Origin of the sequence: Brevundimonas phoenicis (assembly GCF_047237745.1) — a bacterium.
Lineage (GTDB): Bacteria > Pseudomonadota > Alphaproteobacteria > Caulobacterales > Caulobacteraceae > Brevundimonas.
On the sequence record NZ_JBDFLN010000001.1, the window covers coordinates 1,220,351 to 1,239,549 of the forward strand.

At 68.2% G+C, this 19,199-nt stretch carries 15 protein-coding genes; 12 read left to right on the forward strand and 3 right to left on the reverse strand.

The genetic code is table 11. The features are described from left to right. Positions 1-3: 3 nt before the first annotated feature. Positions 4-1,434: a helix-turn-helix domain-containing protein gene (locus ABC419_RS06060; protein ID WP_412876007.1), complete on the reverse strand. Its 1,431-nt coding sequence runs from the start codon at positions 1,432-1,434 to the stop codon at positions 4-6. Between the two features lie 155 nt (positions 1,435-1,589). On the opposite strand from ABC419_RS06060, the gene aceA reads away from it, so the two are divergent. Together aceA and ABC419_RS06070 are read left to right on the forward strand one after the other, a co-directional pair. Next, positions 1,590-2,867 (forward strand): isocitrate lyase, encoded by a 1,278-nt coding sequence (aceA, locus tag ABC419_RS06065; protein WP_412876006.1) that lies wholly within the window; start codon positions 1,590-1,592, stop codon positions 2,865-2,867. 29 nt (positions 2,868-2,896) lie between these two features. Continuing rightward, positions 2,897-3,106, forward strand: a complete 210-nt coding sequence (locus ABC419_RS06070) for a hypothetical protein (RefSeq protein WP_003165718.1) — start codon at positions 2,897-2,899, stop codon at positions 3,104-3,106. 28 nt (positions 3,107-3,134) lie between these two features. Here the strand turns inward: ABC419_RS06070 and ABC419_RS06075 are convergent, their stop codons facing one another. After that, positions 3,135-5,459: an ATP-binding protein gene (locus ABC419_RS06075; RefSeq protein ID WP_412876005.1), complete on the reverse strand. Its 2,325-nt coding sequence runs from the start codon at positions 5,457-5,459 to the stop codon at positions 3,135-3,137. 143 nt (positions 5,460-5,602) lie between these two features. Between ABC419_RS06075 and ABC419_RS06080 the strand changes: the two genes are divergently transcribed. The 7 genes from ABC419_RS06080 to ABC419_RS06110 all read left to right on the forward strand — a co-directional run bounded on the left by ABC419_RS06080 (position 5,603) and on the right by ABC419_RS06110 (position 13,294). Continuing rightward, positions 5,603-7,000 (forward strand): sensor histidine kinase, encoded by a 1,398-nt coding sequence (locus ABC419_RS06080; RefSeq protein WP_165906525.1) that lies wholly within the window; start codon positions 5,603-5,605, stop codon positions 6,998-7,000. Between the two features lie 163 nt (positions 7,001-7,163). Further along, positions 7,164-8,594, forward strand: coding sequence for a phosphate ABC transporter permease subunit PstC (gene pstC / locus ABC419_RS06085; RefSeq protein ID WP_412876004.1), 1,431 nt, complete (start codon positions 7,164-7,166; stop codon positions 8,592-8,594). Beyond that, complete coding sequence (pstA, locus tag ABC419_RS06090) at positions 8,587-9,882, forward strand: phosphate ABC transporter permease PstA (protein ID WP_412876003.1); 1,296 nt, start codon at positions 8,587-8,589, stop codon at positions 9,880-9,882. Before pstC ends, pstA begins: the two co-directional genes overlap by 8 nt. 5 nt (positions 9,883-9,887) lie before the next feature. After that, positions 9,888-10,760 (forward strand): phosphate ABC transporter ATP-binding protein PstB, encoded by an 873-nt coding sequence (gene pstB, locus ABC419_RS06095; protein WP_412876002.1) that lies wholly within the window; start codon positions 9,888-9,890, stop codon positions 10,758-10,760. A gap of 10 nt (positions 10,761-10,770) precedes the next feature. Then, positions 10,771-11,517: a phosphate signaling complex protein PhoU gene (gene phoU / locus ABC419_RS06100; protein WP_003165712.1), complete on the forward strand. Its 747-nt coding sequence runs from the start codon at positions 10,771-10,773 to the stop codon at positions 11,515-11,517. A gap of 44 nt (positions 11,518-11,561) precedes the next feature. Beyond that, positions 11,562-12,251, forward strand: coding sequence for a phosphate regulon transcriptional regulator PhoB (gene phoB, locus ABC419_RS06105; RefSeq protein WP_003165711.1), 690 nt, complete (start codon positions 11,562-11,564; stop codon positions 12,249-12,251). A 323-nt stretch (positions 12,252-12,574) separates the two neighbouring features. Continuing rightward, complete coding sequence (locus tag ABC419_RS06110) at positions 12,575-13,294, forward strand: CPBP family intramembrane glutamic endopeptidase, BDIM_20840 family (protein WP_412876001.1); 720 nt, start codon at positions 12,575-12,577, stop codon at positions 13,292-13,294. Positions 13,295-13,298: 4 nt separating this feature from the next. Here ABC419_RS06110 and ABC419_RS06115 read toward each other — a convergent pair whose 3' ends face one another. Further along, positions 13,299-14,231 carry an Hsp33 family molecular chaperone gene (locus ABC419_RS06115; RefSeq protein WP_289647745.1) on the reverse strand — a complete coding sequence of 311 codons (933 nt, stop codon included), beginning with the start codon at positions 14,229-14,231 and terminating at the stop codon, positions 13,299-13,301. Between the two features lie 203 nt (positions 14,232-14,434). On the opposite strand from ABC419_RS06115, the gene ABC419_RS06120 reads away from it, so the two are divergent. The 3 genes from ABC419_RS06120 to ABC419_RS06135 all read left to right on the forward strand — a co-directional run bounded on the left by ABC419_RS06120 (position 14,435) and on the right by ABC419_RS06135 (position 19,031). Beyond that, positions 14,435-14,965 (forward strand): hypothetical protein, encoded by a 531-nt coding sequence (locus tag ABC419_RS06120; RefSeq protein WP_412876000.1) that lies wholly within the window; start codon positions 14,435-14,437, stop codon positions 14,963-14,965. 97 nt (positions 14,966-15,062) lie between these two features. After that, entirely contained in the window at positions 15,063-16,952 is a 1,890-nt protein-coding gene (serA, locus tag ABC419_RS06130; RefSeq protein ID WP_459562591.1) for a phosphoglycerate dehydrogenase, read from the forward strand. Between the two features lie 276 nt (positions 16,953-17,228). Beyond that, a complete protein-coding gene (locus tag ABC419_RS06135) occupies positions 17,229-19,031 on the forward strand; it encodes an autotransporter domain-containing protein (RefSeq protein WP_412875999.1) in 1,803 nt (600 codons plus the stop codon). The last annotated feature ends 168 nt before the right edge of the window (positions 19,032-19,199 follow it).

The following is a 19,199-nucleotide window of genomic DNA, read 5'->3' on the forward strand; positions in this document are numbered from 1 at the left end:
AAATTAGGCGAACGGATAGGGGCTGACGGATTTCGACCAGTCGTCCACCGTCAGGGCGCGGCCGACCGGCGGGGCGGCGCGTTCGGCGCAGGGGTGGCGTTCGCACAGGCGGCAGGCCGGGCCGATGGGGGTGACCTCGGGCTTCTGCAGGTCCAGACCGCGGGCGTAGATCAGGCGGTGGGCGTGGCGAAGCTCGCAGCCCAGGCCGATGGCCAGGTCATGCCCCTCGGTGAAGGCGTCCTGGCCCTGACGGTCGACGGTGCGGGCCAGGGTGAACCAGCGCGATCCGTCGGGCGTCTCGATGATCTGGGTGACGATGCGGCCCGGCGTGCGGAAGGCCGAGTGCAGCCGCCAGCGCGGACAGGCGCCGCCGAAGCGCGAGAAGGGAAAGGCGCCCGACGCATAGCGCTTGGACACATTGCCCGCCTGATCCACCCGCATCAGGAAGAAGGGCACGCCCCGCGCCGTCGGCCGCGACAGGGTGGTCAGGCGGTGGGCGACCTGTTCGAAGCCGACGCCGAAGCGGGCCTGTAGCCGGGACAGGTCATAGCCGGTTTCCTCGGCCGTGCGCTGGAAGGCGGCGTAGGGCATCAGCACGGCGGCGGCCAGGGTGTTGGCCAGCGAGGCCTTCAGCAGGTTGCGTGTCGGGGCGTCGGGGGCGTTCGCCGCCTCGGTCAGAGCCTGAAGCTCAGGCCCGTGCTCCATCAGGGCCAGTTGGTTGGCGACGGCGAAGGCGCGCGAGGACGGGCCCAGCGCATCGGACAGCAGAAGGCGCCCCCGGTGCGGATCGAAGCGGCGGGTCCATTCGACCATGACCTCGGCGGGCAGGGTGCGGACCGTCAGGCCGTGACGGGCGAACAGGCGCGCGCGGGCCAGGGCCTCGAATCCTTCGTCGGGGGCGGGGGCTTCGGCGCGCAGGGCGTCGTGCAGGGCCTCGCCGAGGGCATCGAGGTCGGGGAAGTGGTTGTGACGGGACTGGACGTATTCGCGCACCCATTCCGAAGGACTGTCGGTCGGGGCGGCGCCGCCGCCCGCCTCGACCTCGGCCCGGTCGCGCACCCGGCGGTCGGTGAAGGCGCGATAGAGGCGCAGCACGGCGTCGGCGACGGCGGGCTGATCCTCGGCCAGCTGCATGATCTCGTGGCGCGGCACGGCCAGCCCTTGGAACAGGGGATCGGCGAAGACCTCGGCCAGTTCCGCCTCTGACGCCGGTCCGCCGGACTGGCCGAGGTTCCTCAGGTCGACGTCATAGGTTTCGGCCAGGCGCAGCAGAAGCTGGGCCGAGACGGGGCGCTGGTTGCGCTCGATATGGTTCAGATAGGAGGGCGAGACGCCCAGATCCGCCGCCATCGCCGTTTGCGACAGGTCGAGGTCGCGCCGCAGCCGCTTGAGGCGGCCGCCCAGGAACAGCTTGCGATCGGCGGCGGCGTTCATGGCATGATCATGTCACATCATGACTTCATAGCAAGTGTCATGATGTGACTGTTTGACTTGAATGATGTGGCTATCGATGTGTCAATCGTGACGATGGCATGTTCAGGTTTCCGGGACAGCGGCTGCGGCCGCGCCTTATCGAGACCGAGACGAACATGACGACCTTCGCCGATCTGGTTCCTTCGCCCGCCGGCCGTTTCGACGGCATCGAGCGCCCTTATTCGCCTGAAGACGTCCTGCGTCTGCGCGGCTCGGTGCCGGTCACGCACACCCTGGCCGAGCGCGGCGCCAACCGCCTGTGGGAGCTGCTGCACACCGAGCCCTACATCAACGCCCTGGGCGCCGTGACCGGCAATCAGGCGATGCAGATGGTCCGCGCGGGCCTGAAGGCCATCTATCTGTCGGGCTGGCAGGTCGCGGCCGACGCCAATACGGCCGGCGCCATGTACCCGGACCAGTCCCTGTATCCGGCCAACGCCGCGCCGGAACTGTGCCGCCGCATCAACCGCACTCTGCAGCGCGCCGACCAGATCGAGCACGCCGAGGGCGGCGCCAAGCGCGACTGGTTCGCCCCCATCGTCGCCGACGCCGAGGCCGGTTTCGGCGGCCCGCTGAACAGCTTCGAGATCATGAAGGCGTTCATCGAGGCAGGCGCCGCCGGCGTCCACTTCGAGGACCAGCTGGCGTCCGAGAAGAAGTGCGGCCACCTGGGCGGCAAGGTGCTGATCCCGACCCAGGCGCATGAGCGCAACCTGATCGCGGCGCGTCTTGCGGCCGACGTCTGCGGCACGCCGACCCTGACGGTGGCGCGCACCGACGCCGAGTCGGCTCAACTGATCACCTCGGACATCGACGAGCGGGACCACCCCTTCATCGACCGCGAAAACCGCACGCCCGAGGGCTTCTATCGTCTGAGGCCGGGCACGGGTCTGGATCACTGCATCGCGCGCGGCCTGTCCTACGCCAAATACGCCGACCTGCTGTGGTGGGAGACCTCGCACCCCGATCTGGACGACGCCAGGAAGTTCGCCGAGGCGGTCCAGAAGAAATATCCGGGCAAGCTGATGGCCTACAACTGCTCGCCCTCGTTCAACTGGGAAGCCAAGCTGGACAAGGACACCATCGCCAAGTTCCAGCGCGAGCTGGGGGCCATGGGCTACAAGTTCCAGTTCGTGACGCTGGCGGGATTCCACAGCCTGAACAACGGCATGTTCGAGCTGGCCTCGGGCTATCGCGATCGCGGCATGGCGGCCTATTCCGAGCTGCAACAGCGCGAGTTCGCTAATGAGGCCGCCGGCTACACCGCCACGCGCCACCAGCGCGAGGTCGGCACCGGCTACTTCGATGATGTCGCCACGGTCATCTCCTCGGGCCAGTCCTCGACCACGGCTTTGAAGGACTCGACCGAAACCGCCCAGTTCCACGCCGCCTGAGTTCCACGTCTCACAGGAAAGGAAACGACATGGAGCCCATGACCCGTCCGCAAGCCATCATCGACTTCTGCCTGGCGCCGCTGGCGCTGGACGGATCGACCGAGGCCGAGCGCGAGGTGCGCCGCCGTCTGGAGCACGTCCTCAAGACCTTCGAGGCCAAGGCGGTCCGTCCGCTGAGCGTGGATTTCTCGACCATGCCCAGCCAGGTCATCAACGAGGCGGCGCACGGCTACGAGTGAGCCGCGTCGGCATTGAAAGAAGGAGACCTCAGGCCGCGGCTTCCGCGGCCTGAGGCGTCTGTGCCGTCAGGTCCGAGACCATGGCCAGAAGGTCTTCGACGCTGAAGGGCTTGGCCATATGGCGGTCGGCGCCGGCGGCCAGGGCCTCGTCCAGATGTTGGGCCAGGGCGTTGGCGGTCAGCATGACCACGGGAACGTGCGGCAGGCCCATGACTGCCTCGTGCAGGCGGATTTCCCGCACGGCGGACAGGCCGTCCATGACCGGCATCTGCATGTCCATCAGCACCAGGTCGAAGGCCTGGGCGCGATAGGCCTCCACCGCTTGGGCGCCGTTCTCGACCGAGACGATATCGAAAGCGGCGCTGTCCAGGATCAGCTCGACGACGCGGCGATTGGTCGGATGATCGTCGGCGGCCAGGATGCGCAGGCGGCGCGGCGCGGCTTCTGCGGCCGACGCGACGGCGACGGCGTCCTTCAGGGCGGGACGCAGCGGTACGGGCGGCGCCTGGGCCGGCTTGAGCGGCAGGCTGAGAATGAAGGCGGCGCCCGCGCCTGGCTCGCTCTCGCAACCCAGGTCGCCGCCCATCATGGCCGCCAACTCGCGGCAGATCGCCAGGCCCAGGCCAGAGCCGCCGTAGTGGCGGGTAATGTCGCCGTCGGCCTGTTCAAAGCGGTTGAACAGACGCGCTTGCGTCTGGGCGTCGAAGCCGATGCCGGTGTCCTGAACCACGAAGCGCAGGGTCTGGGGCGCCTCGGCCGGGACGGCGTCGACGGTCAGGCTGACGAAGCCGGAGGCGGTGAACTTGACGGCGTTGGAGACGAGGTTTGTCAGCACCTGCTTCAGGCGTACCGGATCGCCATAGGTCCACACCTGGGCCTCGGGCGCGACCTCGACAATGAACTGCAGCCCCTTGTCCCTGGCGGCGGCGGCGTAGAGGAGGGCGGCTTCCTCCACCGTGCGGGCCAGGTCGAGCGGTTCCTCCTTCAGCTCCAGTCGACCGGATTCGACGCGGGCCAGATCCAGAATGTCGCTGAGCAGGGTCTGGAGAGTGCGGCTGGACGACTGGATCAGCTCGAGCATTTCCTGCTGGTGCTGCGACAGTTCGGTGCGCGTCAGCGCCTGGGCCACGCCGATCACGCCGTTCAAGGGAGTGCGGATTTCATGGCTCATGTTGGCCAGGAAGCGGCTCTTGGCGCGATTGGCGGCGTCGGCGGCGTCGCGCGCCTCGGCCAGGGCGTCGGCGTTGCGCTTCAGGTCGCTGATGTCCGAGCAGACGGTGACGGCGCCGCCGCCTACGGTGGGGCGGTCCTGGACGCGCAACCAGCGGCCGGCGACTTGCATTTCGCGCGGCGCGAGGAGCGTTCGGCGGCTGGTCAAGCGCTCTGAGATCCAGGCCTCTTCGCGACCGATCGCGTCAGCGTAGACGCCGGCCTTGATGCCGACCTCGAGCACCTCGCGGAAGGAGACGCCGGGCCGCAGCACGGCGGCCAGATGCGGGTGAATCTCGCTGTAGCGCTGATTCCACATGACGAGGCGATCATCGGCGTCATAGACGCCGACGCCGTCGGGCATGGCCTGGACGGCTTCCAGAAGCTGCCCCAGGACGCTGCGTCGCGACCACCAGATCATGCCGGTGAAGAAGGCCGCCACGCTGAGGGTCAGGGCCACGCCGAGGGCGATCCACAAGGTGACGACGGCGGCGCTCGCCCCTTGGCTGAGAAGCACGCCCGGCGCGGGGGTCAGGCTTACCGCCGTCATGGCGATGAAGTGGAGCCAGGCGACGCCGCCGGAAGACAGGGCCGTGGCGGCGGCCAGACCGCGCCACTTGTTCATCGCAGGCAGCCAGGCGACCGCGCTGAACAGGACAAGCGCGCCCGCCACGGCCAGAACGACCCGCGGCGCGTTCCAGGTCAGGACCGCTCCGGACAGGCGCATCGCATCCATGCCGACGAAGTGCATGGCCGCGACTCCGGCCGTGATGGCGGCGCCGGCGGACAGGGCGGAGCGGCGCCGCCAGCCTGCCTCGGTCGCGCCGATCAGATGCAACTGCATGGCGACCCAGAAGGCGGCCGTGACGATCACCAGCGACAGGAAGGTCTGCAAGGGATCGTAGCGGATATCCACCCCAACGTCGTAGGCCAGCATGGCGATGAAGTGGGTCGTCCACACGCCCAGTCCGGCGACCAGCGGCGCCGACAGGGTGTAGGGACGACGCGCGCGGGGCGACAGGCGACGGGCGCGTTCGGACAGAAGCAGGGCGATGCCGATGCTGAAGACGCAAGCCAGGATGGCCAGGGAGGCGATTCGCCAGTCGTGGCGTTCAACCAGACAGCCCAGAACGCCGCCCATCATGATGCTCCCTCAGCCCCTAGCCGTTCCGCCGTAAATCCGTGAAGAAACCAAGCTACACATCCCGTGCGTCGATCCGGCCGACTCAGCGGGCTGCCGACGAACCATAGGTCGTGCTGCTGAATAATGAGATAACGTCGGTCTAGATGCCTTACGATCACTCTCCGTCACCTGTCGCGCCTACGGCGTCGTCCCGGCTGTGGACCGCCGGCGCCAGCGGGGGCGTCGCCATCCTGGTGATGGCGGTCCTGGCGGTGATGAAGCCGGAGCTGGCGGGCTGGCTGGCGGCGGGGGCCGTCGCGGTCGCGCTGGCGACCTGGCTGGTTAACCGCAACCCGCCGGCGGCCGCCGATGAGATGGAATTCGAGCCCGGCGCCGTCGATCTGGGGCCTGATGCGGCCCTGCTGGGCGATGTGTTCGAAGCGCTGGACGATCCTTTGCTGATCATCAGCGGCGGCGAGGCCGACGACATCGCCGGACGCCGCATCGCCCTGGCCAATGCAGCGGCGCGCGAGCTGTTCAAGCTGAACGGGACGGGCGGGGGGCTGCTGGTCTCGGTGCTGCGCGAGCCGCGCGTGCTGGAGGCGGTGGACGAAGCCCTGTTCGAAGGCGTCGGCGCCGAGGTCGATTATGTCGGCGGCGGCGTTCAGGAGCGGCACTGGCGAGCCTTCGTGCGTCCTCTGCCGACGCGCGAGGCTTCGGCCTGGGGCGGCGGGGCGCTGACGCTGCTAGCGCTGCGCGACGAGACGGACGTGCGCCGCATGGAGAAGATGCGCGTCGACTTCCTGGCCAACGCCAGCCACGAACTGCGCACGCCGCTGGCGTCGCTGTCGGGGTTCATCGAGACGCTGAAGGGCCACGCCAAGGACGACCCCAAGGCGCGTGACAAATTCCTCGACATCATGGCGGTGCAGGCCGACCGGATGCGGCGGCTGGTCGCCGATCTGCTGTCGCTGAGCCGGATCGAGCTGAACGAACACATCGCGCCCCTGGGCCGGGTCAACCTGGCGCGGGCGACGGCCGATGTGGTCGATGCGGTCAGCGTCATCTCCAGCGAGCGGCAGGTGACGATCCATGCGGAGCTGCCGCATGGCGGCGCGGCCGTGACCGGCGACCGGGACGAGATCGCCCAGGTGGTGCAGAACCTGATCGACAACGCTCTGAAATATTCCAGCGCAGGCGGGACCATCGAGGTCGGCATCGAGATCGACCGCACCCTGGACGAGGCCATGGCGGCGCGGATGGCCGAGGGCAACCGCCTGTCGTTGGCGACCCCCGACCGCGAGACGGGTCAGCGCTACGCCGTCGTCACCGTGCGAGACCACGGGCCGGGCATGGCGCGCGAGCACCTGCCGCGCCTGACGGAGCGATTCTATCGCGTCGAGGGTCAGAAGAGCGGCGATCGGCAGGGCACGGGCCTTGGCCTGGCCATCGTGCGCCACATCATCATTCGCCACCGGGGCGGCCTGTCCGTGGACAGCGCGCCCGGGCATGGGGCGATCTTCGCGGCCTGTTTCCCCCTGGCTCCGCCATCCGAAGCGTGAAGTCCGGGTTCGGAGCGATCGTCATGGGCCTGCGACATTGCGGCTGGGCGTCGTAACAGAACTGTCATCCAGCCGTCTTAATCCGCTGACGTATCGCAGGCAGTTTCCCGGCCGAAACGCACCGAACCCGGCGCGTTCCTGATTCCTGCGCTGATCGGACCGGATGATCTGGATTTTCCTGCTGCTGCTGATCGCCTTCGCCGTCCTGGCCTATGTGGCCGGGCGGGCCTTGGCCGTTCGCCGGAGCCAGGGGGCGAAGTCGCATTCGCGTCCTGGCCAACACGGGCTTTACGCCCTGATCTGGGTCGGGGTTCCGGCGCTGGCGATGCTGATCGCCGCCTCGGTCTTCTCGACCTCCATCGAGCAGCAGATGATGCGGGCGGGCGCGCCTGACAGCGTCACTCAGCTGGAGCCGTTCCGCCGCGAGGCCTTCTTCGCCGACGCCCGTCTGGTCGGGGCCGGTCAGGAGGCGCGCCAGATCTGGCCCGCGCCCTACGCCGAGGAACTGCCCGCCGAGGGCCGCCGCGCCCATCGCATCGCCGCGGCCCTGAACTGGGGCGGGGGCGTCGCCGCCCTGATCGCCGCCGTGCTGGGCGGCCTGTTCGTCTTCACCCGCATCCGTCCCGACCTGCGCGCGCGCAACAAGGTCGAGGGCTGGATCACCGGCGTCCTGTTCGCCTGTTCGGCGGTGGCGGTGCTGACCACGGTCGGCATCATCTTCTCGCTGGTGATCGATTCCTTGCGCTTCTTCAGCATGGTGCCGATCACCGAGTTCCTGTTCGGGACCAAGTGGAGCCCGCAGATCGCCATCCGCGCCGATCAGGTCGGGTCGTCGGGCGCCTTCGGGGCCGTGCCGCTGTTCGCGGGCACCTTCCTGATCATGGCCATCGCCATGGCGGTGGCCGCCCCGATCGGCCTGTTCTCGGCCGTCTATTTGTCGGAATATTCGGGCAAGAAGACCCGCGCCCTGGTCAAGCCGGCGCTGGAAGTCCTGGCTGGCGTGCCGACCGTGGTCTACGGCTTCTTCGCCGCCCTGACGGTGGGGCCGGCGCTGCGTGTCTTCTTCAACGGCATCGGCGACACGCTGATCGGCGGACCGTTCAACGATCTGGGCCTCTATCTGTCGCTGGTTCAGAATCAGATGGCCCTGGTCGCGGGCGCGGTCATGGGGATCATGCTGATCCCCTTCGTCAGCTCCCTGTCGGACGACATTCTGAACGCCGTGCCGCAGTCCCTGCGCGACGGCTCCTACGCCATGGGCGCCACCAAGTCCGAGACGATCAAGAAGGTGCTGCTGCCCGCCGCCCTGCCGGGCGTGGCCGGGGCCCTGCTGCTGGCCGTGTCGCGCGCCATCGGCGAGACCATGATCGTGACCATGGCCGCCGGTCTGGCCGCCAAGCTGACCCTGAACCCGCTGGAGACGGTGACGACCGTCACCGTCCAGATCGTCACCCTGCTGACCGGCGATCAGGAGTTCAACAGTCCCAAGACCCTGGCCGCATTCGGCCTGGGGCTGACGCTGTTCGTCGTCACCCTGCTGCTCAACATCGTCGCCATGCGCATCGTGCAAGCCTATCGGGAACAGTATGACTGACGCCGCCTCTCCCTCGACCGGCGTCAGCCCGCGCACCCAGCGCCTGAAGAGCCGCCTGCGCGCCCGCTATGCGCGTGAGACCCGCTTCCGCTGGTACGGCCGCGCGGCCATCGGCGTGGCCCTGACCTTCCTGGTGATCCTGCTGGGCAGCATCGTCACCCAGGGCTACACCGCCTTCTACGCCCATACCGTGACCCTGCCGGTCTATATGGACCCGGCGCGGATCGACCGTTCCTATCCGCAGGGCGCCAATTTCGAGCAGATCGTCGCCGAGCAGCAGATCCGCCGCCTGGGGATCCAGGACGACGAACAGGGAACCAAGGCCTCGGCCATGAAGGCCCTGCTGTCCTCGGAGCTGAAGTTCCAGGCCGCCAAGATGATCGCGCGCCAGCCTAGCCTGCTGGGCCAGACCGTGCCGGTCGCCGCGCCGCTGTCGGATGACGCCGAGATGTATCTGAAGGGCAAGATCACGCGCGATCAGCCCGAGGACCAGCGCCGCGTCACCAATGAGCAGATGGACTGGCTGGATCGGATGAAGGCCTCGGGCGCCGTGCGCGCCCACTTCAACGCCGCCCTGTTCACCAAGGGCGACTCGACCCAGCCGGAGCTGGCGGGCCTGTTGGGCGCCGTGGTCGGGTCGGCCCTGATGCTGATGGTGACGGCCCTGATCGCCATCCCTGTCGGAGTCGGCGCCGCCGTCTGGCTGGAGGAATATTCGCCGCGTAACCGCATCACGGCGATCATCGAGGTCAACATCAACAACCTGGCCGCCGTGCCGTCCATCGTCTACGGCCTGCTGGGTCTGGCGCTGTTCATCAACTTCCTGCACCTGCCGCGCGCCAGTCCGCTGGTCGGGGGCCTGGTGCTGGCGCTGATGGCCCTGCCGACCATCATCATCGCCACCCGTTCGTCGCTGAAGGCGGTGCCGCCGTCGATCCGCGAGGCTGCTTTGGCCATGGGCGCCAGCCGCACCCAGACGGTGTTCGGCCACGTCCTGCCGCTGGCCATGCCCGGCGTGATGACAGGGGCCATCATCTCCATGGCCCACGCCCTGGGCGAGACGGCGCCGCTGCTGCTGATCGGCATGATCAGCTTCGTGCCGGGCGTGCCGCACGCCATAGACGAGCCCGTCGGCGCCCTGCCGTCGCTGATCTACATCTGGGAGAACGCCTCGGAGCGCGCCTTCCACGAACGGACGGCGGCCGCCATCCTTGTCCTTCTCGCCTTCATGATCGTCATGAACGCCGCCGCAGTCTTGCTGCGCCGTCGCTTCGAACGCCGGTGGTAAATCTTATGAAGTCCCGCATCTTCCGCGCTCCCGACGGCTCGTCGACCGGCGCTGCCTCCTCTGAAGCCGCCACCCTGTCGACCGCCCCGGCCGTCGGCGCCCACGCCTCGGCGCCGCTGGGTCCGATCAAGATCGCCGCGCGCGACGTCTGCGTCTTCTATGGCGAGAAGCAGGCCCTGTTCGACGTCTCGCTGGAGATTCCGGACAAGACGGTGACGGCGCTGATCGGTCCGTCGGGCTGCGGCAAGTCGACCTTCCTGCGGACGATGAACCGCATGAACGACACCATCCCCGGCACCCGGGTGACGGGCCGGATCGAGATGGACGGCGAGGACATCAACGATCGCAAGATCGACCCGGTCCTGCTGCGCGCCCAGGTCGGCATGGTGTTCCAGAAGCCGAACCCCTTCCCCAAGTCGATCTATGAGAACGTGGCCTATGGGCCCAAGATCCACGGTCTGGCCTCGACCAAGGGCGAGATGGACGAGATCGTCCAGAAGTCGTTGAAGCGCGCCGGTCTGTGGGACGAGGTCGCCGACCGTCTGCACTCGCCAGGCACGGGCCTGTCGGGCGGCCAGCAGCAGCGTCTGGTCATCGCCCGCGCCATCGCGGTCGAACCCGAAGTCATCCTGATGGACGAGCCCTGCTCGGCGCTGGACCCGATCGCCACGGCCAAGATCGAGGAGCTGATCGACGAACTGCGCGAGCGGTACTGCATCGTCATCGTCACCCACTCGATGGCGCAGGCGGCGCGGGTGTCGCAGCGCACGGCCTTCTTCCACATGGGCAAGCTGGTCGAGACCGGCGACACCGAAGAGATCTTCACCAACCCGCGCGAAAAGCGCACGCTCGATTACATCACCGGCCGCTTCGGCTGAGGACGCGACGATGAACCAGCATACGGTCAAGGCTTACGGCGACGAGCTGAACCAGTTGACGGCCGAGGTGGTCCGCATGGGCGGCCTGGCCGAGGCCCAGGTGGCGGACGCCATCGAATCCGTCGCGCGCCGCGACGTGGCTCTGGCCAAGGCGGTGGTCGAGCGCGACAACCGCCTGGACGCTCTGCATCGCGACATCGAGAAGAAGGCGATCCGCCTGATCGCCCTGCGCCAGCCGGTCGCCAGCGACCTGCGCCGGACGCTGGGGGCGATGAAGCTGGCTTCGGACCTGGAACGGACCGGCGACCTGGCCAAGAACATCGCCAAGCGGGCGCTGATCCTGGCCGAGGCCGAGCCGATGCAGCCCCTGACGCGCTCGATCGAGCGGATGGGGCGTCTGGTGTCGAACCGCCTGCGCGACGTGCTGGACGCCTATACGGCGTCAGAGATCGAGCGCGCCCTGTCGGTCTGGCAGACCGACGACGAGGTGGACGAGCATTACAACGCCCTGTTCCGCGAACTGCTCACCTATATGATGGGCGACCCGCGCACGATCACGGCCTGCACCCACCTGCTGTTCATGGCCAAGAACCTGGAGCGGATCGGCGACCACGCGACCAACATCGCCGAGACGGTCCACTATGAGATCACCGGCGAGGACATGCTGGGCGAGCGGCCGAAGGCCGTGCCCGGTCCCGGCGAAGAGCCGACGCCGACCCCCCATCTGTCTGCGTCCCCCGACGCGGCGGACGACTGACACCCCTACATCGCTGACGACTTCGACGAACCGGAGAGGCTGACGTGCAACCCTATATCCTGGTGATGGAAGACGAGGACGCCCTGGCCACCCTGCTCCAGTACAATCTGGAGAAGGAAGGCTATGACGTGGCCGTCGCCGCCGACGGCGAGGAGGGGATGCTGCAGATCGACGAGCGCACCCCCGACCTGATCCTGCTGGACTGGATGCTGCCCAAGCTGTCGGGCATCGAGGTGTGCCGCCGTGTGCGCGGCCGGGCCGAGACCCGTAACCTGCCGATCATCATGCTGACCGCGCGCGGCGAGGAGACGGACCGCGTGCGCGGTCTGGACACCGGCGCCGACGACTATATGACCAAGCCCTTCTCGATGACGGAGCTGACCGCGCGCATCCGCGCCGTTCTGCGCCGCATCCGTCCGGGTCTGGCCGACGACCGGGTCAATCACGCCGACATCATCATGGACCGCGTCGCCCACCGCGTCAGCCGCGCAGGCCGCGAGGTGCATCTGGGGCCGACGGAGTTCCGCCTGCTGGACCACTTCCTCAAGCATCCGGGCCGGGTGTTCAGCCGCGAGCAGCTGCTGGACGCGGTCTGGGGCTCGGACGTCTATGTCGAGGCCCGCACGGTGGACGTCCACGTCGGCCGCCTGCGCAAGGCGCTGAACGTCGAAGGCACGGTCAACCCGATCCGCACCGTGCGCTCGGCGGGCTATTCGCTGGACCTGAATAACTAGGCGGTGACTCCTGTGGCGCGGGCCACGACGCTCCACGCCGCTCTACGACGCGCCACGGCTCCCCATCCCTTGCCGTCATCCTCGGGCTTGACCCGAGGATCCAGCCGTCCGCCTGCACGGCGTTGAACGGGTGAGCGCGCCGTCGCCCTGGATCCTCGGGGCAAGCCCGAGGATGACGGCGTGTAGAGGCGGGAAACGGCGCGTATGGGGCGAAGCCCGGGCGTGTGGGGCGGGGAGCAGGAGCTTAACTTTTCTTCATCTGCATCTGCTGGCCCCTGCCGCCGCCTCTGAACGACGACGTCGCATCGGGGGAGGAAAGAGCCATGCCGGACGCAGTGATCGCCATGTTGGGCTGGGTCGGCGCCGTCGCGCTGGCGGGCGGGGCGGCGGCCGTGCTGTCACGCGGCAAGGTGCGCTGGGGCTGGCTGGTCTCGGGCCTGTTGCTGATGGCGGTCTATGACGCCGTGCTGACGCGCGGCTATGGCCATATCCCGCTGGATTTCGGGCCCTCACGCTGGAACTGGGAGGGCAAGACGCTGGCCGTGCTGCTGTCGCTGGCGGTCGCCGGCCTGCCCGTCGTCGGATGGCGACGCAGCGGCCTGATCCTGCATCAGGACCGGCAGGGGCTGAAGGGGGCGCTGATCCTGTCGGGCCTGCTGGTCCTGCTGTTTCTCGGGCTGGCGATCGCGATGCCGGGCGAGGGGTTCGACGCCGACAGCCTAGCCTTCCAACTGACCATGCCGGGGCTGGACGAAGAAATCTTCTATCGCGGGGTGCTGCTGCTGATCCTGAACGAGGCGTTCGGGCGGCCGGTTCGCGTGCTGGGGGCGCAGATGGGCTGGGGCGCGGTTCTGACGGCGCTGGCGTTCGGTCTGACCCACGCGCTGGGCTATCAGCACGGCGCCTTCACCTTCGACTGGGCGCCGATGGCGACGACGGGGCTGGCGGGCCTGTTGCTGGTCTGGCTGCGCGAAAAGACCGGCAGCGTGCTGCTGCCGGTCCTGCTGCACAACTACGGCAATGCCGTCTTCATGCTGGTCTGAGGGATCAGGCCTCGGCCGTTTCCAGCTCGGCCGGGTCGATCTCATAGTTGGTCGAGCAATACTCGCACGTCACGCGGATCTTGCCGTCGTCCTCGACCATTTCGGCGCGTTCTTCCGCCGGGAAGGACTGCAGCACGGTGGTGATGCGATCCTTCGAGCAGCGGCAGACGGCGGCCAGGGCCTTGGCGCCTTCCAGTCGCACGCCGTCCTCGTGGAACAGACGGTACAGCAGGGTTTCGGCGCTGATGGTCGGGTCGATCAGCTCGTCGTCGCCCAGGGTGGCGAACAGGGCGCGGGTGCGCTCCCACACCTCTTCGGTCGAGCCGCGCGACTCGTCGCCGGCGATGACCTGAATCATCGCCCCGCCCGCGCGCCATGTGCGGCCCGCGTCCGTCTCGACCTCGCCGACGGCCAGGCGGACCTTGGTCGGCACCTGTTCTGACTGGGAGAAATAGTGTTCGGCGCATAGCGACAGGCTCTCGCCCTCGATGGGGGTCACGCCTTGGGTGCGTTCGAAGTCGGCGCCGCGGTCCACCGTCATGATGAAGACGCCGCCGCCCAGCAGGGTCTTGGCCCCCGGACGGGCGAAGCCTTCCGACGCCTTGGCCACTTCTTCCGGGTCGAAGCGGCAGAAGCCGCGCAGATGGCCGTCCGTGCCGTAGTCGGCGACGACATAGCGCACCGGGCCGTCGCCCTGAGCCTGAACGATCAGGCGGCCGTCGAACTTCAGCGCCGAGCCGACGATGGCGGCCAGGACGCAGGCCTCGCCCAGCAGGGCGGCGACCGGTTCGGGATAGGCGTGGGCCGACAGGATCTTGTCGACCGCTTCGCCCAGGCGGACCAGGCGGCCGCGCACCGGCCAGCCTTCGATCTGGAAGGCGGCGGCGAAGTCGTCCGTCGGGGCGGCGATGGGGGCGTCGGGCGCGTGATCGGTCACGGCGTGAAATCCTGAAAACTGTCGGAAGCGGCGCAACATAGGGAGCCGAAGCCCGCTTGGTAAGGGGAGGGCGTGTCGCCCGCGCCACGGCCCCGTGCGGTTTAACGTGCGGTTCGGCAAGCTTGACCGGACGCAGGGAACCCTTTGTGCTGAAGCTCGCTCCCTTAGGAACCGAAACCGCTTCCTTCCCCAAGAGGTCTGACATGATGGATCGTGAGTTCAACGTCGTGGACGAGGTCCGCAAGCACCCAGGCGTCGTGGCGGGCGTCGTGGCCGTCCTGGCGGGCGTGGGCCTGGCGACCATCCTGCTGAACCAGCGCAGCGGCCCGACCCGCTATGAGCGGATCAAGACGCGCATCGACCCGCGCGGCTGGTTCGACGCCGAGGCCCTGCGTCACCGCTTTGACGACATCGCGCGCGGCGTGCGTCACGGGGCGGACGACCTGACCCATCGCGCGGCCGACCTGGGCGACTACGCTCATGAACGGGCCGGACGTTTCGGCGCCGACGCCCGCGATCGGGCCGACCAATGGTATCGCCGGGCCAGGAAGAAATCGCGCCGTCCGATGCGCCGCTACACCAAGCAGGCGCGCCGCTATGCCGAGGACGCCGGCGACTTCGCCCGCGATCACGCCAAGGAGGGCGGCGCCCTTCTGGCCGTGGCCACCATCGCCGCAATGATCGGCGCGGCGGCCCTGGAGAGCCGCCGTCGGGGCGGAAACGGCGGCCGTTGAGCCGGTTTCCAGCGGTAAATAGAAAAATCATGCGGAAAGGGGTGCTGCGGCGCCCCTTTTTATTGCTGCGGATGCGAAGAGGGGCTAGAGGCCGCGCATGATCTCGCCTGTCTTCATCTTCGACTTCGATTCCACCCTGGTTCGCATCGAGACGCTGGAGGCGTTGGCCGACCTGGCGCTGAAAGACGCGCCCGACGCCGCCGAGCGCAAGGCCCGGATCGCGGCCCTGACCGACGACGCCATGAACGGCCGCATCGGCTTCGGCGAGGCGCTGAAACAGCGGCTGGACCTTCTGGCGCTGCGCCGCGAGCACGTCGAGGCCCTGACCGATCGGATTCTGGACGAGGCGACGGTCTCCATCCGCCGCAACGTCGACTTCTTCCAGCGCAACGCCGAGCGCATCTACATCCTGTCGGGCGGCTTCCGCGAGGTGATCGCGCCCTTGGCCGAGCGGCTGGGCGTGGCGGCCGATCATGTGCTGGCCAACGACCTGATCTATGACGACGAAGGCCGCGTGACGGGCGCGGACACGACCAACCCCCTGTCGCGCGAGAACGGCAAGCCCGAGGTGATCCGCGCGCTGGGTCTGGAAGGGCCGGTGGTCATGGTCGGCGACGGCTGGACTGACGCCGAGGTCAAGATTCAGGGCGCGGCCGACCGCTTCTACGCCTTCACCGAGATCGTCAGCCGCGCCAAGGTGATCGAGGCCGCCGACGCCGTCGCCGCCTCTCTGGACGAGGTGCTGTACGCCGAGGGCGTGGCCGGGCGCTGGTCCTATCCGCGCAACCGCATCCGCATGCTGCTGCTGGAGAACGTCCACCCCGCCGCCGTCGAGCGGCTGGAAGAGGCGGGCTATACCGTCGAGACGATGAAGGGCGCGCTGGATGAGGACGACCTGATCGAGGCGATCAAGGGCGTGCACGTTCTGGGCATCCGCTCCAAGACCAACGTCAGCCGCCGGGTGCTGGAGGCGGCGGACCGGCTGATGGCCGTGGCGGCCTTCTGCATCGGCACCAATCAGGTCGATCTGGACGCGGCGGCGGACAAGGGCGTGGCGGTGTTCAACGCCCCCTATTCCAACACCCGCTCGGTGGTCGAACTGGCCATCGGCATGATGATCGTCCTGATGCGCGACGTGGCGGACAAGTCGCGCGAGATGCACAAGGGCGTGTGGAACAAGTCGGCCACGGGATCACGCGAGGTGCGCGGCAAGACCCTGGGCATCGTCGGCTACGGCGCCATCGGCAGCCAGCTGTCGGTGCTGGCCGAGAACCTGGGCATGCGGGTGCTGTTCTATGATCTGTCCGAACGGCTGGCGCTGGGCAATGCGCGGCGGATGCGCTCGCTGGACGCCCTGCTGGCCGAGGCGGACGTGGTGACGCTGCACGTCGACGGCCGCAAGGAGAACACCGCCATAATCGGCGCCGATCAGTTCGCGAAGATGAAGCCGGGCGCCCTGTTCCTGAACCTGTCGCGCGGCCATGTGGTCGATGTGGACGCGATGGCGGCGGCGCTGAAGTCCGGTCGTCTGGGCGGGGCGGCGGTCGACGTCTTCCCCGAGGAGCCGCGCACCAACGCCGACCCGTTCGACAGCCCTCTGGTCGGTCTGGACAAGACCATCCTAACCCCGCACATCGGCGGCTCGACCGAAGAGGCGCAGGAAGCCATCGCCGAGTTCGCGGCCGAGCGGCTGCTGGGCTATCTGAACCGGGGCGACACCACCTTCTGCGTCAACCTGCCGAACGTGCAACTGGCCGAGGTGACGCGCGCGCACCGCCTGCTGCACATCCACAGGAACCAGCCGGGCGTGCTGGCCGAGCTGAATCGCGCCCTGTCGGATGCGGGGCTGAACATCCTGGGCCAGCACCTGAAGACGGACGAGCGGACGGGCTATGTCATCACCGACGTTGACCGCGACTATGACCGCGAGGCGCTGACGGCGCTGAAGCTGCTTCCCGGCACAATCCGCTTCCGCCGGCTGCATTAGGGGCGCGCTCTTTTGATGCCGCTCATCCCGGCGGACGCCGGGATCCAGTGCTTTGGCCACAAATTCAGCGTTCGAAGGTTCGCCCCTTTATGCGTCCTCACACTAACGGTGGAGGGCGTTGCTCTTACTGGATCCCGGCGTCCGCCGGGATGAGCGGGTCGCAATGTACTAGGCTGATCGTCGATCACCTTCCGTCACGTCATCTTGCGTCCTGAGAAAAGCGGCGCAGAGTGGCGGATAACGACCGCATACGGACGGTCGATGGGAGGGAAATCGATGTCTCGTCTTCTTCGCGGAGCGGCGCTGGCCGCTCTGAGCCTGGCCGCCGTATCCGCCGCCGGGGCCGCCTCGGCCCAGAGCTACAACCGTCTGGTGGTGTTCGGCGACAGCCTGTCGGACAACGGCAACCTGTATCTGGCGACGGGCGGATCGACCCCGACCTCGCCGCCCTATGGCGCGGGGCGATTCTCCAACGGGCCGGTGTTCACCGAGCGGCTGGGCTTCACCGCCGCCAACTTCATGGGGCCGGTGACGGGCAACATCAACTACGCCTTCGGCGGGGCGCGCACCGATAGCCAGGCCCAGCCGCTGGGGATGCGGCTGCAACTGGCCCAGTACCAGCAGCGCGGCGGAACTTTCGGCGCCAATGACCTGGTCAGCGTGCTGGGCGGGGCGAACAACATCTTTCAGGGACTGCCGGCGGCGGGGGTCTCGAGCAATCCCACGGCGAGCATTACGCCGGTGGCGCAGAGCGCCGCAGCCGACATCAACTTCATCGTCAACGGCATCGCCCAGGCAGGTGCGGGTACAGTGCTGGTCACGAACCTACCGAAGCTGAGCCTGACGCCGCAGTTCCGCGGCACAGCGGCCGCGCCGCTGGCTGACTTCGCCGTCACCACCTTCAACGGCGCTCTGTTGACCGGGCTGAACACGACGGCGGCGGCGCGGCCAGGAACGAACATCATCCTGATGGACCTGTTCAAGGTCGGGGACGTGATCGCCAACAACCCCAGCGCCTTCGGCGTGTCGAACGTGACCCAGGCCTGCTTCAACGGCGTGACGCTGTGCTCCAACCCGGACGACTACTTCTATTTCGACGGGGTTCACCCGACGGCCAAGGGGCATGCGGTGATCGCGCGTCTGGCGAACGACTACCTCTATTACGGCGATCTGGGCAGCCAGACGGCGGTGCTGGGCGAGACGGCCTGGCGGCACCGCGAGGACGCGCTGGACGGCTCGACCGCCGCCCTGTCGGGGCGTGAGGCGTGGACGGGCGGAACCTCGATCTCGGTCGAGGGGCTGGTCGACAAGACCGAGACCGACGCGCGCGGCGCCATCGGCGAGGCGTCCTCCGACGGCTACGGCGTGCGCATCGCGCTGGAAAGCGGCACGGAGAGCCTGCGCTTCGGCCTGGCCGGATCCTATCGCAACGCCGATGTGGACGCGGGCGCCCTGCGCGCCGACGTCGACAGCTTCGGGCTGGACGTCTACGGCGGCTGGCGCTCGGGCGACCTGTTCGTCAATGCGGCGGCGGGCGTGGCTCAGGACGACTTCAACGACGTCAACCGCCTGACCAGCCTGGCGCCGATCGTCCACAGCGGCTCGACGCGCGGCGTCTCGACGGGGGCGCGCCTGCAGGGCGGCATGTGGTTCGATCTGGGCGGTTTCGCCCTGTCGCCGCGCGCGGCGTTGGCCTGGATCAACGCCGACGTGGACGGCTTCAACGAGCAGGGCCCGGCGGCGCAGTACGCCTATACTGACCGTTCGGTGCAGGCGACGACGGCTGAGATCGCCCTGCGCGCGGAGGGCGGGACCGAGCGGGTCCGCTTCTACGCCGAAGGCGGTTACCGCGACACGCTGAGCGATGACAGCGACGACGTGCGCACCGGCATCCTGGGCAACCCGGCCCAAATTCTGGCCCGCGACGTAGATCTGCCGTTCGGCGGGCAGGTGCTGGCCGCCGCCGGGATCGAGGGCACGGTCATGGAGCGGCTGAAGGTGTCGATCGGCTACAAGGGCCGCTTCGGCGACCATGCCGACAGCCATATGGCGGCGGTGAAACTGAGCCTGCCGCTGTAGGTCTTGAAACGAAGGTTTCCGAGGTGCGACCCCGTGTCGCCCTCGGAGCGCCCCATTCATGTCCCGGTGAAATTGCAAAAGACGGTCAATTCCGGCCGTCGGCGACGTTGAATTTTCGCCATCCGCGCGCGTGTTTCGCGCCTTTCTGACGGCTCCTCCGCGCTGACC